A 14,160-nucleotide genomic window follows, 5' to 3' on the forward strand; every position below is an offset into this window, starting at 1 on the left:
TATAAAGATAAAGGAGGTTTTATAAATGAAACAAACTTTATATAAGCCAGAACGTCATTGGAGCGAAATTGAGTTATGGAAGGATGTCACAGATGATCAGTGGAACGATTGGATTTGGCAATTAACAAATACAATCCGTTCACTTGAAGATTTAAAAAAGGTTGTTAATTTAACTCCTGAGGAAGAAGAAGGAGTTAAAATATCTATTAAAACGATTCCATTAAACATTACTCCTTATTATGCTTGGTTAATGAACCAAGATGATCCTAGGTGTCCTATAAGAATGCAATCTGTTCCGGTTTCACAAGAAATCATGAAAACAAAATATGATATGGAAGATCCTCTGCACGAAGATGAAGATTCTCCTGTACCAGGACTGACTCATCGTTATCCTGATCGTGTCTTATTCCTCGTGACTAATCAATGCTCGATGTATTGCCGTTATTGTACAAGAAGACGTTTTTCAGGGCAAATTGGTATGGGTGTTCCAAAGAAACAACTAGATGGTGCCATTCAATATATTAAAGAGCATGAAGAGGTTCGAGATGTGCTCATTTCTGGAGGAGACGGTTTACTCATCAATGACAAAATTTTAGAATACGTCTTGAAAAATTTACGAGACATTCCCCATGTAGAAATCATCCGAATAGGCACAAGAGCTCCTGTTGTTTTTCCTCAAAGAATAACAGAGAATCTATGTAATATCTTAAAGAAATACCACCCAGTTTGGTTAAATACACATTTTAATACGTCAATCGAAATAACAGAGGAGTCTAAAAAGGCATGTGAAATGCTAGCAGATGCAGGAGTACCGTTAGGAAATCAGGCAGTAATTTTAGCGGGTATTAATGACAGCGTACCTATCATGAAAAAGCTTATGCATGATTTAGTGAAAATTCGTGTTCGCCCGTATTATATTTATCAATGTGATTTATCAGAGGGAATTGGTCATTTTAGAGCGCCTGTTTCTAAAGGGTTAGAGATTATTGAAGGATTGCGAGGGCACACTTCAGGATATGCAGTACCTACATTCGTCGTAGATGCACCTGGGGGAGGAGGAAAAATATCGGTACAACCTAACTATATCATTTCCCAAAGTGCGAGCAAGGTAGTTCTTAGAAATTATGAGGGGGTAATTACCTCTTATCCAGAACCAGAATCGTATATTCCAGGGCTTGCTGACGACTATTTTAAAAAGGTTTATCCTGATGTCGAAAAAAAAGCATCGAATACGGGGGTAGCAGGATTAATGAACGATCAGCAAGCTAGTTTAACTCCTGAAGGAATGAAACGATTGCAAAGGAGAGAGCAATACTCTGAGGATCCAGATCATGAATCTTTAAAAGATCGTCGTGACAAACGAGATGAATTGATTGATAAAAAGTACCAATCTCAAATGAAAAAATATCAGGAGACAAATTCATGACTGTTTGCGTATGGTGTGAAAGCAAGCAAGCTTTTGAAGGTCATAATCGTGTTTTTTGGGAGCTGCCCGACGGTTCAAGAGCGATCCAGATAAATGGAACGCCGTGTATTAGTTGTCCCGTATGTGGCATGGAATATCAAACTGAAGAAATGGTAGATAAGATAGAAGAGCAACTTTTTTTAATTGACACAAAGGAATTATCATCCAATATAAGCTTTGACGAGCTTATGAACCAAGAACGTTTACTCAAAAAAAACTATTTTGATTTTCGTTCGTAAACAATACTTCTTATTGATTAAGAGAGCTTGCAGAAAAATTTCTGCAAGCTTTTTGAGGTGTTTGGAAAATTGATTAGGGGATAAACTATTGGAATTAAAGGTTTCTGAGGTCTTTGTACATATCCATTATTCACATGATAAACACCTTTTGCATTCTAATTTCTTCAACCTTCATAAATGTTTTGTTATGATTAGAGCATGTTTTATTGTAGAAGTTGTTCAAAAAGACCTATGATGGCCTGGATGGCCTATCATCATCGTTAGCCACAGGACATGACTGTTCTTAGTAGATCTTCAGAAATAGTCAAACTCTTTGTGAAGGTAAAGAACTTCTTCACGTTATATTCGACTTATGATCGCTCTAGTGTGAATAAAGGACTTCAGCTGTTTTATTCAGCGTCCTTTTTCCCTACTTTTTGAACACGCACTTTTATGGAAATAATAAGTGAAGGAAGTGTCTTTCTTGAAGTCTTTTTACCATTTTTTAATGAAGTTTCGTCATGAAGGAGCAAGTGATGAAATTAGTAATTTTGCAAATAATGTTTACCGGGATCATAGCTTTCCAAAAAGTTCAACTCATTACGACGAACTGAGTCGTTACCTTGAATTAAACGGAGATTACTTACCTAACATGACCATTTTTGATTCAGTTTGGGAAAAATACTTAATAGAAAAATAGGGATAAATTTATATTTATAATCGTTAGCACTCTTATTCGGCATTAGATATTTACTGCACTTTTATGATGAGTATTTGAGTCATTCCCCCGTTTTTAAAGAACTAGGATAACTGCCCAATCCGATTGTCTTCCCTTTGCATATATTAATTTAAACAAATTGAAACATCAAAGGGGGGAGAAAAATGACTCAAAAACGTAAACCAAAGTTTAAAATTGGAGATGTAGTAGTCATCACCATGTATGGTACTGTAGGAACTGTGACGAAGTATCATCATTTAGATCAATTTGTTTTGTATGAAGTCAACCATGGAGATATTCTTTATTTCGAAAATACTCTGAAACTATACTCAGAATATGAAGGAAGCGTTTATGAATCTGAGCAATTAGAGGTCGTTTATAATTATGGAATTGGAGATTTAGTTCATTTAACAGAATATGAAGAAGAACTCTTTAAAATAATCGGATTTAGGACGGAAATATGGCGTTATAAAGAAGATTCATGGGAAGAAGTCATTTATGAACTTGTCCGAATAAGAGATGGTGAGTGGCTGGAAGCAAGCGAAGAAGAAATGGCAATGGTTATGAGTCAGCACCAGGCGGAAGTATTTTTACAACATATTCAGCTCCATCACTTTATTAATTCTGACTCTTTGCAATCAGACACTTCGACTATTACTTTATATATGGTTTCTCAAGAGGAACAATTAGACCCGCATCCACAAAATAAAAAAGAAATGGTGAATGCGCTGTTAGACTTATATAATGACTATAAGTCACTTTATGAATGGTTTGGAGACCAAGAATATCAGGATATGATGAACTATATCCTTGAACATATGGAAGATGAGGATTTTTGGTCAAACACATAGAATTTTTTGATTATTTAATACTAGATTGATTTTACCCAAGTTCGTTTAGCTTTATCTTCTTCTATATATTTTTCACTACTATTATTATCTTGGTTTTTTATGCCATTTTTTAAAGTGCGCGTATTAATTATATGGTAAATATTATGCATTTATCACTTTGAATTCTTTTTATTTTTAGGAAGAGACAGAAATAACGCATATATCTTTCATTCTATACATAATAGATGTAAAAAGGAGGGCGATTATATGGGGGAGTTAGAAATCACAATTGATACAGAAGAAATAGCCCATTACTTATTCAATCAACTTGTTCAAAGAGGGTATGCTCCACAGCAAGAAGAAGTTGATGAAGTAGCAGATGTATTATTTGATTATTTGATTGAAAAATGTGTGATTGATGAAGAGATTTAGCTTCTCCATGTTATTGTTTCATAAATCTTTTGCCTTTTTATAAATTGAGCTTTGCAAGAAATTGAGGACTTTTGTTTGATATGTTGATGAAATTATTTTTAATGAAAGATCCATACGTTTTGCAACTGGGAGTGTGAAAAGCACTTCTTTTTTGATGGATGTGTCGTCTGTATACCACTCTTTTTTATGGAGAAAGGTATGAACAACAGGTTTCCATGCTTTTTGAAGAGTTGGGTGGTTCTTATTTAATTTTGGCCAGTAGTCAGAACGAGAACCTGTATGTTCTTTATTTATGCAAAACTGATAAGCGCCTTTAAATGATTTCCTAGAAAAAAGGAGTTGATAAATGATCTTGCCCAAAGAAATTCGGTTATCAACTTGATCAAAAAATTGAACAGGATATCCAATTATTCGATAAGTAAAAAGTCTGCTTTTTTTATATGGAATTATGATTTTAGTAAGTCCTAAATGATCTTGAATAAGGAAAGCAATATTTTCAAGGACTCTCTTTTGAAAGACAGAGTTACGAATAATATTTTGTTCAATTAGTTGTTGCTCGTTTATAATTAAACCAACTGTTAAAAGTTGGCTGTTATGATAAGTCCAATAGTGCTCCCAAATGGTGTTTACGAAGGGGAGAACAAGATAACTGATTTAATAAAAAGAATAAGGGGCGTTTTATACGTTTGCTTTCCTCATATAGGAGTAATTGAGGATAAGCATCTTGAAAGATCCAGCTATTTGCAGCTTCAAGAAATGAAAAGAAATGTTCTTGCTGCCGATTTGTTAATATATTTTCAATCCATTTTGTTTTGAGGTCGCACATGGCATAACCTCCATTCCGAGAGACAAGGTGAGCTAAAAAAGACCAATGAATTTCTTTATGATTGTTATAAAAGTCGAAATAAGCGGATGTTCGCGACAAGTTATCTTTGTTTTTTTGTAGTGTTTTCTTTTTTATATTGATCAAGAGTTTTTTTTCATAAGTAGTGATAATCTCGGGAATCATCTTTTTTTGTTTTTTTAGTAAACTCAGAAGATGCTCTTGTTCTCTTAAAGAAAGGTAGGATTTGTTTGAAGCCATAATAACCTCCTTAAATGTAGTGTTGACGTTTTCCTGACATTTTTAAAATATATGATAATAATAAGTGAAACTTATTTCGATTTGCTTCGTATTATAAAATAACTCACGTTTGAAAGGAGTAAAAAAATATGTTTAAAAAAATGATTAAATCGGCTATTAAGCATAAATTATATTCACATCATTATAGTAGTAGTGATTATCGAAAAAGAAAATATTTTGGGGCTCACCATCCCCCCGCTAAATATGGTCACCATCATTACAAAAGAAGAAAACGAAGCAGCTTTTTTTCTAGCTTCTATAGTAGCTAATGGTCATTGAAAAAGTTTATAATGTTTTGGAACGACCTCAGAAAGCAGGAACGATGATTAAACATTATGAAATAAAACAATGCATTGGGATGGGGAGCTACGGAATAGCTTATCAAGCATTTGACCATGAGAAAAATAGGTTGGTTTGTTTGAAAGAAACAAGACGTTTCCGTCGAGATGTTCAAAAAGTACACCGTTCATTTACGCGAGAATGTGAAATGTTACAAATGATTGATGTTGACAGCTTTCCGAAAGTTTATGATTTCTTTTTAGATAAAGAAAGATCGTACCTTGTTTTACAATTAATGAATGGAAAAACATTTGAACATATGATCTTTAATGAAAAAGTGCTCATTGAGGAACAACAAGCTTTCTATTATTTACTCCAAGTATCAAAGGTTGTTCAAATCTTTCATAACCAAGGTATTGTACATCGTGATTTAAGAATCCCTAATATTTTGTGGGATGGGTCAAATGTAAGAATAATTGACTTTGGATTAGCAAGATATAACTATGAAAAAGATCATCGAATAAACACATATTCAGAAGATAAAAAGCTGATGAGACAGATTTCCTATAGAAGTGATTTGTTTGCATTAGGTCATTTCGTCTTATTTCTTCTCTATTCTTCTTATGTCCCAACTTCTAAAAAACAAAAAAGTTGGGAAGAAGAGCTGGATATATCAGGTGATTCCCGTTATATTATACGTAAGCTGTTACTACTTGATGAACCTTTTGAACATATAAGTGAATTAATTTCCACACTAGTAAATTTGGACAGGGGGAGTAGAAATGTCTTTTTTTAATAAAATGTTAGCTACGATTGGAATCGGATCTGCAAAGGTGGATACGAAATTGAAGAAAGGAACCCTTGCACAAGGAGAAAAGATCGAAGGAGTTGTTGAAATAACTGGAGGTAGTATCGAACAGCAAATAGACGAGATCTATTTGACTTTGATAACAAACTACATAAAAGAGGTTGATGATAAAAAGTTTACAGAACATGCTGTTATTTCAAAAGTGAAGATTAATGAGCCATTTGTAATAACAGCCAATGAAACGAAATCCATTCCTTTTTCTTTTATGTTACCTTATGATACGCCAATTACCATTGGTAAAACGCGGGTATGGATTAATACTGGATTAGATATTAAGGGTGCCGTAGATCCATCTGATAAGGACTATGTAAAGGTCGTTCCCAATCCATTAATGAATGCTGTTTTAAACAGTATTGAAGAGATTGGATTCAGTCTTCGTGAGATTGAAAATGAAGTCGCTTCCTATCGATTAAGAAAACGTCTACCTTTTGTTCAAGAATTTGAATTTTATCCAACTAGAGGTGAATTTAGAGGTAGACTAGATGAGTTAGAGGTAGTATTTTTTCAGAAAAATGATAGAGAGATAGATATTTTAATGGAAATTGATCGTAAAGCACGAGGTCTTGCAGGTTTATTGTCAGAAGCCTTAGAGACGGATGAAACCCATATCAAGCTCACAGTAACGAGTAATGATTTAGACTTTTTAACAGAAAAGATATCACAAATCATTAGGAGTTATAGTTGATTTTTTATATAGAATCCTTGAAACGATAAAGAAAATCGGTTTGGGGATTTTTTTGTTGAAAAAGATTAATGTTTAAAGAGGATAACTAAAGGAAAGTGCGTATTTTAAATATAAGTAAAATTTATCGAACTTTTTGAATAAAACGTAAAAGGGGGGAGAAATTGTTCATGATTTTTCTGTCCAAGGTTCAGGTGACGTTATATGATCTTACAATATTTCAGACAGAGGAATTTGGTAAAGATAAAGGGTATCAACAAGTGTATCGGTTAAAATTAGAAGGGAAAAACCATTTGGATGTATTAAATAAAGTATTTCAAAAGTTTAATGTACCTGATAGAATGCCAAGCGATTTTAATGCAAGATATATAGGGACAGGGGACATCATTTTAATAGACGAAGCAAGGGGAGGGAAACATTATTATAAATTGTTTCCCGGTGGATGGAGAAAGATAAATCGCATACACGTTAGGTGACCTAATAATCCCTTAAATGGTTTCCAGGTCCACTTTTCCTTTTTTGAGCATTATCTTCTTTTTCATAATTGGTGTGCTCTGTCTCAATAGCGCTTTCTGAAACGTGATTATTTTTTTTAGGTTCATTAATTCGATTACGATGCTTCTTTCCCATAATAAAACCTCCAAAATTTTTTTGTTCTTCTATTAATAGTATGACTGTGTGTTAGCTATTTTATTACATAAAATAGCTAACACACTCTCTAGTAGAGAGGATATTTTCTTTAAAAGGCAAAAGTGATACAATACTGCTTGTACTTAAAAGTAAAGGTGGAACAAGCATGAAAAAAGATAAACTGTTTATAACAATCCTTCTATTAACAATCTTTCTAAGTGGTTGCCAATTGTTAGATGAAAATCGTCTTTCTTTTTCAGATAATAACGCTAGTTCAGACCAGAAGGAAAGCGAGGAGGAAAAGCAAGCTGAAGACGAAGAGATCGATTCTCGTTTTTTATTAGAGTCTCAGTTTTTTAATGAAATTGAAATCGTTGATGGAGATGAAGTGATACAAAATCCAGAAAACCATCTTTCATTAGTTAATAAGGATTTTTTCCTTCCAAATACGTACAAGCCTAATGATTTAAAGTCACCTGATATTCGCTTTTCATTTAGTGAAGATGTTGAGAAAAGGTATTTGCGCGAAGCGGCAGCTGATGCTTTAGAGGAGATGTTTAAGCAGGCGGAAGAAGAAGGAATATACTTATTTGCTGCTTCTGGGTATCGCTCGTATGATTATCAAAGTGGCCTGTTTTCAAATAAGACTGCCCAAGTAGGTGAGGAAGAAGCTTGCGCAAGTAGTGGCGAGACCGGGTCAAAGTGAACATCAAACCGGTTTAGCAATAGATGTTACAAGTGAAAGTGTTTCGTATCAATTAATCGAAGAGTTTGGTGATACAAAAGAAGGGAGGTGGGTAGCAAATAATTCCCATCTATACGGGTTTATCATTCGCTATCCTCAAGGGAAAGAATCCATTACTCAATATCAATACGAACCTTGGCACCTAAGGTATGTTGGGACAGATGTTTCAACCACTATTTATGAAGAGGGATTGACTTTGGAAGAATACTTTAATTTGGTTAAAAAAATATAGACGATAAAAAGGGCGCCCGAATTATGGAATGCCCTTTTTTACAGATTTGTGCGTTATTTATTATTTCGTAAGAAAACAGACGTATCCACTTTTCTTATAGAGTAAGAAAGTATATAAATAGGTCCTTATTTGGATGGTGCTTTTATTTTTGTCTAGCTCCAGCGCCCAGCGACTGGTGATGCTTCGCCCTCCTCTCTACGATAAGTCAACATCGAAGCCTGCGGCTATTCGTGTTTCCTTTATCTCATGCGGGGGTCTATAAGCACCTGCGTCGCTAGACGGGCGCTTGCGCTTTTCTTAATTACCAAAAGAATGCTCCAACTAATGCAACACCTAGTATAAAGCCTAAAGCGATTCCATAAGCAGGAAAGAAAGGGTACGGTCTCGGACCATAAGGTGGATAAGGTCTCCTGTAATAACCAAATCCAAAACCACGTGGTGGTGGTCCAGACGGTTGTAGAAATACTTGATCACGAGTTACACGATTAATTCGGCCAGTATGAATATTTCCTTGCCTATCACGAATTCTTACTTGTTTACCACGGTATTGACAGCATAAGTCATAGTATCCAGACATGATTTTCCCTCCTTTTTGTCTTCTTAATAAACTATGTGTAATTTTTTTATCCGCTTGTACGAATGTCACGGATAGGATATTATTAATGAATTCTTAGCCTATTTTTATGTTGGTATGTAACAACAAACACCGTGGACAAGAATCCACGGTGTTATAATGTTTCTATGTCACCAAAAAAATAATCCTGCTAATGCAACACCTGCAATCAAACCAAGGCCAATTCCATAAGCAGGGAAATAGGGATAACCGTAGTACCCATAACCATACCCTCTTGCACGACCAGACGGCTGGATAAACACTTGGTTTGGTGTGACGTTTACGATTCTACCCGTATGGACACGACCACACTTCTCAGTAATTCGGACGTGTCTACCTCTATATCTGTTACAAACATCATGGTAGTACCTAGACATGACATAACCTCCTTTAATCTTCTCATAAATAGGTTATGTCCTATAATCATAATTGGATTGTACGAATATCACGGTTTTTCCTATTGAATTATTTTTGACAAATAAATAGACGATAGCCTAGCTTAGATTGAAACTTATCTGTCAATAGTAGATGCTTATTTAATGTTTCATATGAATGGCTATCCCCAATTCCTAATTCGACATCTGAAAAAGCATCTTCAAAGGAGAGTTCGATTTCTTCGCCATTTTCATTTACTAACACTTCGTAACCACTATTTTTCAATAGCGTAACCCACTCTTCATTTCTGTAAAATTCATTAAAACCGTAGAAAGCCACTAATTCATCTTTTTCATCTTTAGTTAAGGTTTGTTTAACCGTTAATTCAATAGCAATTAACCATCCTTTAGGCTTAAGTACTCGACTTAGCTCATTCAAGGATGACTTTAAAGGAGTAAAAGTAAGTACAGACTCTATTAAAAGACAGTCAAAGCTTTCGTCCTGAAATGACAAATTAGTAATATCTTCACATAGAAATGTAGCATCAGAATCCTGCTGTTTTTTTAGGAGGTTGGCCTTTTCAATCATTTTTGGATGATGATCAACCCCCACAACTTCCATACCTAAGTTACTCAATAAAATGGATGATGCACCTGTCCCACAGCCAATATCTAATATTTTATCTGCAATTGATAAGGGAACCTGCTCAATAGCGTATTTTGTAAGTGCAATTCCACCAGGATGAGCACTGTGAACAGCAAGGTTTGCTAACATATTAATATAGTCATTGGACATCTTCAATTCATTCCTTTTTAAAGAATAATGGAAAATTTAAAATATACCAGTCGAATCAGTTTGTTGGCTTTTTCAGACGAACGATGTGAAAGTAGAGTGGTACTTCGCTTAATTAGTTTTTAGTTTATTCAACAAAGCCTAAAATGGTTCAACATGAATAACTGTGTCCTTTTATGTTTTTTTAAAAAATGTTTCTAATGTAGGTGTTGGACCATTGTAAAGAATCAAAAAGTTCTTCAATATTTACAAGTGTCGTGGTATTGATGTCAAAAACTATCATTTCTCTTTTGGGACTTTAATTTAGTTGAAGGATCGGATAAGTGAATAGTTGACGGAGTGGTCATCCTCAAGCATAATTATAGGATGAAGAAGGTGGTGTTAGTTTGTACATAAAAAAAACGGTATTTTATTTTGGTTCTGTTGTTGACAATGGTAATTAGTGCAGGAACATTGTTTGGGTTTATGATGTTTCGATCTGCAGCAAATGAGCCCGAAACAAATGTGGAACAGGATGATCAGTTTGACAAGCTGTTTGAAGCCTACGATCGGTTAGAAAAAAAATTATTTTCAAGATCTTGATGATAATAAGTTAATTGATGGGGCTATAACAGGGATGGTTGATTCCTTAGACGATCCGTATTCTACATATATGAATCAAGAAGAAACTGAAAAGTTTGATGAATCGATATCTTCGAGTTTCGAAGGTATTGGTGCACAAGTAGAAGAACAAAATGGTCAAATAATGGTCGTTTCACCGATAAAGGGGTCTCCTGCAGAAGAGGCTGGCCTTAAATCAAGAGATGTTATCCTAGAAGTAGATGGAGAATCTATTGAGGGAATGTCGGTAAGCGAAGCGGTTTTAATCATTCGAGGTGAAAAAGGGACAGAGGTTGAATTGCTTATTGACCGTGACGGAGTTGGAGAGTTGACCATACCTATTATTCGTGACACAATCCCAATTGAAACAGTATATTCGGAAATTTTGAACAATAATATTGGTAAGGTTCAAATAACCCAGTTTTCTGCAAAAACAGCTTCTGAGTTAATTGAGGTACTTAAAGAATTCGACGAAAAAGAAGTAAAAGGGATTGTTGTTGATGTTAGGCAAAATCCAGGTGGATTACTCGACCGAGCTGTGACAATTAGCAATCTATTTGTTGATAAAGGTGAAACGATCCTAAAGGTGGAAAACCGTAATGGATCAGTGGAGACAATCTTAGCAGAGAATGAAAAAATGATCGACGTTCCTGTTGTGTTAATGATTGATGGAGGATCTGCTAGTGCTTCTGAAATATTAGCAGGGGCGTTAAATGGTTCTGCTAATATCCCTCTTGTAGGAGAAAAAACATTTGGAAAAGGTACGGTTCAAACAGAACAGAAGTTTGATGATGGATCAGCTCTAAAGTTGACAACAGCAAAATGGCTGACTGCTTCTGGAGAATGGATTCATGAAAAGGGAATTGAACCACAACATCAAGTTTCGTTGCCAGACTATGCTTCTTTACCTTACATAGATCCAGATGAATCGTATAAACAAGGAGATTCAAGTCCTGAAGTAAAAGTGGTAGAAGAGATTATGACGGCCCTAGATGAAACCGATGCAAACGTCGATGGTTTTTTCGATAATGAATTATATAAAGACATCCAAGAGTTTCAACAAGAAAATGGCTTAAAAAGAACAGGTGTTGTAACAGGTGAAACTACCAAAAAACTTATTGAGCAAGTCAGTCAGCTCATAAAAGATAATGACACACAGTTACAAAAAGCGATTGAAGTTTTAGAGGAACAGATGTAAGAAATATTGTAGACGTATTGAATAGATGAAAAAGGTTAGTCGTAAATCGACTAACCTTTTTTGGATAAATTTTTAATCTGTGCGCTTTTGCTTTTATTACTTCCAGGTAGTTACTTTTTCTACTTCAAGGCGGGTGCTTTGGTGAGAAGGTTTTAACGCTTTTCCAACCGAGATTAACATAACAGGTACAAAACGATCAGAGATGTTAAATTCACTCATAAGCTTTTCTGGATCAAAACCTCCGATTGCACAAGTATCCCATCCTCTTGCTTTAGCTGAAAGCATCAACTGCATAGCTGCTAGAGAAGCATTACTCATCGCAGCATCTCTAGGGTATTGTTCGCGAAGGTAAGCTCCATTAATTTGTTTTGATAAATTGTCTATAATCTCTTTTTCAACATATCCAGCTTTTACAAGTGGAGTATATACGCTATCAATGTTTTTGTTTGCTTCTAAATCACCTAGGATGGCAATTACTGCAGAAGAATCAACAATTTGCTCTTGGTTAAAGGCAATCGGTAGTAAGTTCTTTTTCGCTTCATCAGAATGAAAGACCATGAAGTTCCAATGTTGTAAGTTCCACGCTGATGGAGCTTTGGTTGCATCATCAAGAATATTGGTCAATTCACTTTTCTCTATCTCTATCGTTGGATCATAATTTCTGATAGAAGTTCGTTCATTAATTACTGCAAAAAAGTCTTGTACTGTTTTTTCCATTATTAAAAATCCCTCCAAGTTGTATTTATAATTAAATCATTATATAATAGTGAATATAAATCACTTACATTTTGTAAGTTACTCTTTTTTTTATATTTTGTCAAGAAAAAAGAACTGGAGTTGGGGATATTGGCGAATGATAATAAAGTAATTTGTCCTACAATAGAGTGTGCATTTAGCCTGTTAGGGAAAAGATGGGTAGGTTTAATTATTCATGTCTTATTAGAGGAACCTAAACGGTTTAAAGACCTAACTACTATTATTCCAACAATAAGTCAAAAAATGCTTGCTGACAGGTTAAAGGAGTTAGAAAGTCATGGTATAGTAGTTCGAAAAGTATATCCGGAAACGCCAGTGAAAATCGAATACGAGCTTACTGAAAGGGGCAAAGCGTTAAAACCAGTAATGAAGGAAATTAAGCTTTGGTCTAATAAATATATGTTAAATAGCGATGGTGTGGAAGATTAAACAACTGTATTTTTCATAGAGTAAGAAGTATATAAATAGGTCCTTATTTAGCTTGCTGTTTTAATTTTTGTCTAGCTCCATCGCCCAGCAACTCCGACGCACACGATGTGCTAGCGTCAACGTTAGTCACAGGATGTGACTGTACTTAGTTGACGTTCCTTTGCCCCTTCGTTGCTAAACGGGCGCTTGCGCTTTTCTTAATAAAAAGTCAGCGGATGCCCAATCCTTTTTTCATTCAGTGAATACATTATTACTGTAAGTGAAAAGAGGAGTGAGGAAAATGCATAATCGAACACCTGGACCAGTATTTCCGCCAAGTCCATATTATAACCAGCGGTTTTTCATTGCCCCCTTTTTTGGCGGTCTTTTAGGTGGATTTGCTGGTAGTGCATTATATCCTAGGCCGCGACCATATCCACCACCGTACCCACCACCATATCCGCCCCCGTACCCACCGCCGCCTAGGCCAAGACCAAGACCCCCATATTATTAGTACGGAGTAAGGGTCAAAAGAGCTGGCTCATTATGAGGAGAGCTAGCTCTTTTCATTATTAATTAGATAGATGCAGTTTTTTAATCTTGTGGAGCGATTTCGATCTCTGTATAATCAATATCATCTCGTTTAATAAAGCGAATTTCGATGTGGTTTTCTTCTCGACTTACTTTCGTTCCTTTTCGTCTTACTGCACTTGGCAATATTTGTGTTGTTGTTTCTCCTTCGTCTGGATAATTATGAAGGATGAGTTCATAGCTCGAATGTTGAATTTTCAAATGGTTTGCTCGTTCTACATTTAAAGGAACTTTAACATAAATATGATCCTTCATATTAAAGATTTCAATTTTTGAAGAGCGAGTCTGCGAATTGTTAACAATTGGATTAAACGTACCAGAGTTAAATGGAAATTGGTCAGAAAACTGATTCTCTCCAAAAACTTTTTTCATTATTTGTTGTACATAATTTTCCACATCATTAGGATCCATATTATTAAGCATATCCGTAAAGTTATTCTTTCCCTCAAAGGGGAAAAATTGATCCCATGGATTTTTCATTTTATCAACATCCTTTTGTTTATTTTCTAGCTCCCATTTTGAACAGGAGCTTTAGGTTATATGTTTTCATGTGCTCTTGCTGTTGATTTCTTTAAATAAACTTAAGGAGATAAGAATGTTAACTG

General features: G+C 35.0%; 18 protein-coding genes and 2 pseudogenes. 12 read left to right on the forward strand and 8 right to left on the reverse strand.

The window, feature by feature from the left end:
- Window positions 1-25: 25 nt before the first annotated feature.
- The 5 genes from ablA to LC087_RS03830 all read left to right on the forward strand — a co-directional run bounded on the left by ablA (window position 26) and on the right by LC087_RS03830 (window position 3,663).
- Window positions 26-1,426, forward strand: a complete 1,401-nt coding sequence (ablA, locus tag LC087_RS03810) for a lysine 2,3-aminomutase (protein ID WP_226539639.1) — start codon at window positions 26-28, stop codon at window positions 1,424-1,426.
- Window positions 1,423-1,704 carry a YokU family protein gene (locus LC087_RS03815; protein WP_226539637.1) on the forward strand — a complete coding sequence of 94 codons (282 nt, stop codon included), beginning with the start codon at window positions 1,423-1,425 and terminating at the stop codon, window positions 1,702-1,704. Before ablA ends, LC087_RS03815 begins: the two co-directional genes overlap by 4 nt.
- Window positions 1,705-2,167: 463 nt before the next feature.
- A complete protein-coding gene (locus LC087_RS03820; protein WP_226539635.1) occupies window positions 2,168-2,383 on the forward strand; it encodes a YozE family protein in 216 nt (71 codons plus the stop codon).
- Window positions 2,384-2,565: 182 nt separating this feature from the next.
- Complete coding sequence (locus LC087_RS03825; protein ID WP_226539633.1) at window positions 2,566-3,252, forward strand: hypothetical protein; 687 nt, start codon at window positions 2,566-2,568, stop codon at window positions 3,250-3,252.
- A 246-nt stretch (window positions 3,253-3,498) separates the two neighbouring features.
- On the forward strand, window positions 3,499-3,663 hold the full coding sequence (locus tag LC087_RS03830) for a YozD family protein (RefSeq protein WP_226539631.1): 165 nt from the start codon (window positions 3,499-3,501) through the stop codon (window positions 3,661-3,663).
- Window positions 3,664-3,681: 18 nt separating this feature from the next.
- Here LC087_RS03830 and LC087_RS03835 read toward each other — a convergent pair whose 3' ends face one another.
- Window positions 3,682-4,317, reverse strand: a complete 636-nt coding sequence (locus tag LC087_RS03835) for a DUF2515 family protein (protein WP_371932676.1) — start codon at window positions 4,315-4,317, stop codon at window positions 3,682-3,684.
- The gene (locus LC087_RS03840) at window positions 4,256-4,747 is read right to left on the reverse strand and encodes a DUF2515 family protein (RefSeq protein WP_306020060.1); all 492 of its coding nucleotides are present in this window, start codon (window positions 4,745-4,747) and stop codon (window positions 4,256-4,258) included. The genes LC087_RS03835 and LC087_RS03840 overlap by 62 nt, the downstream gene beginning before the upstream one ends.
- 128 nt (window positions 4,748-4,875) lie before the next feature.
- Here LC087_RS03840 and LC087_RS03845 point away from each other — a divergent pair, with 128 nt between their 5' ends.
- The 4 genes from LC087_RS03845 (at window position 4,876) to LC087_RS03860 (ending at window position 7,091) form a co-directional block, all read left to right on the forward strand.
- A complete protein-coding gene (locus LC087_RS03845) occupies window positions 4,876-5,055 on the forward strand; it encodes a hypothetical protein (RefSeq protein WP_226539627.1) in 180 nt (59 codons plus the stop codon).
- A gap of 26 nt (window positions 5,056-5,081) precedes the next feature.
- Window positions 5,082-5,861 carry a serine/threonine protein kinase gene (locus LC087_RS03850; RefSeq protein ID WP_226539624.1) on the forward strand — a complete coding sequence of 260 codons (780 nt, stop codon included), beginning with the start codon at window positions 5,082-5,084 and terminating at the stop codon, window positions 5,859-5,861.
- A complete protein-coding gene (locus LC087_RS03855; protein WP_226539623.1) occupies window positions 5,848-6,618 on the forward strand; it encodes a sporulation protein in 771 nt (256 codons plus the stop codon). The genes LC087_RS03850 and LC087_RS03855 overlap by 14 nt, the downstream gene beginning before the upstream one ends.
- A gap of 167 nt (window positions 6,619-6,785) precedes the next feature.
- Window positions 6,786-7,091, forward strand: coding sequence for a YodL domain-containing protein (locus tag LC087_RS03860; RefSeq protein WP_226539799.1), 306 nt, complete (start codon window positions 6,786-6,788; stop codon window positions 7,089-7,091).
- A gap of 1 nt (window position 7,092) precedes the next feature.
- Here the strand turns inward: LC087_RS03860 and LC087_RS03865 are convergent, their stop codons facing one another.
- Window positions 7,093-7,245, reverse strand: coding sequence for a hypothetical protein (locus LC087_RS03865; protein ID WP_226539622.1), 153 nt, complete (start codon window positions 7,243-7,245; stop codon window positions 7,093-7,095).
- A 166-nt stretch (window positions 7,246-7,411) separates the two neighbouring features.
- Between LC087_RS03865 and LC087_RS03870 the strand changes: the two are divergent.
- A pseudogene (locus LC087_RS03870) lies at window positions 7,412-8,222 on the forward strand (M15 family metallopeptidase).
- A gap of 301 nt (window positions 8,223-8,523) precedes the next feature.
- Here the strand turns inward: LC087_RS03870 and LC087_RS03875 are convergent.
- The 3 genes from LC087_RS03875 to LC087_RS03885 all read right to left on the reverse strand — a co-directional run bounded on the left by LC087_RS03875 (window position 8,524) and on the right by LC087_RS03885 (window position 10,005).
- Window positions 8,524-8,799, reverse strand: coding sequence for a hypothetical protein (locus tag LC087_RS03875; protein WP_226539620.1), 276 nt, complete (start codon window positions 8,797-8,799; stop codon window positions 8,524-8,526).
- 167 nt (window positions 8,800-8,966) lie between these two features.
- Window positions 8,967-9,212: a hypothetical protein gene (locus tag LC087_RS03880; protein ID WP_226539619.1), complete on the reverse strand. Its 246-nt coding sequence runs from the start codon at window positions 9,210-9,212 to the stop codon at window positions 8,967-8,969.
- An 88-nt stretch (window positions 9,213-9,300) separates the two neighbouring features.
- Window positions 9,301-10,005 (reverse strand): class I SAM-dependent methyltransferase, encoded by a 705-nt coding sequence (locus tag LC087_RS03885; RefSeq protein WP_226539618.1) that lies wholly within the window; start codon window positions 10,003-10,005, stop codon window positions 9,301-9,303.
- Between the two features lie 429 nt (window positions 10,006-10,434).
- Between LC087_RS03885 and LC087_RS03895 the strand changes: the two are divergent.
- Window positions 10,435-11,800: pseudogene (locus LC087_RS03895) on the forward strand (S41 family peptidase).
- 96 nt (window positions 11,801-11,896) lie between these two features.
- Here LC087_RS03895 and LC087_RS03900 read toward each other — a convergent pair.
- Window positions 11,897-12,517, reverse strand: coding sequence for a nitroreductase family protein (locus LC087_RS03900; RefSeq protein ID WP_226539615.1), 621 nt, complete (start codon window positions 12,515-12,517; stop codon window positions 11,897-11,899).
- Between the two features lie 129 nt (window positions 12,518-12,646).
- Here LC087_RS03900 and LC087_RS03905 point away from each other — a divergent pair, with 129 nt between their 5' ends.
- Window positions 12,647-12,985 (forward strand): winged helix-turn-helix transcriptional regulator, encoded by a 339-nt coding sequence (locus tag LC087_RS03905; protein ID WP_264189850.1) that lies wholly within the window; start codon window positions 12,647-12,649, stop codon window positions 12,983-12,985.
- 573 nt (window positions 12,986-13,558) lie between these two features.
- On the opposite strand, the gene LC087_RS03915 is transcribed toward LC087_RS03905, so the two are convergent.
- Window positions 13,559-14,035 carry a spore gernimation protein GerT gene (locus tag LC087_RS03915; protein ID WP_226539612.1) on the reverse strand — a complete coding sequence of 159 codons (477 nt, stop codon included), beginning with the start codon at window positions 14,033-14,035 and terminating at the stop codon, window positions 13,559-13,561.
- Between the last annotated feature and the right edge of the window lie 125 nt (window positions 14,036-14,160).

Source organism: Bacillus carboniphilus, from assembly GCF_020524035.2.
In the GTDB taxonomy this organism is placed as follows: Bacteria; Bacillota; Bacilli; order Bacillales; family JAIVKR01; genus Bacillus_CC.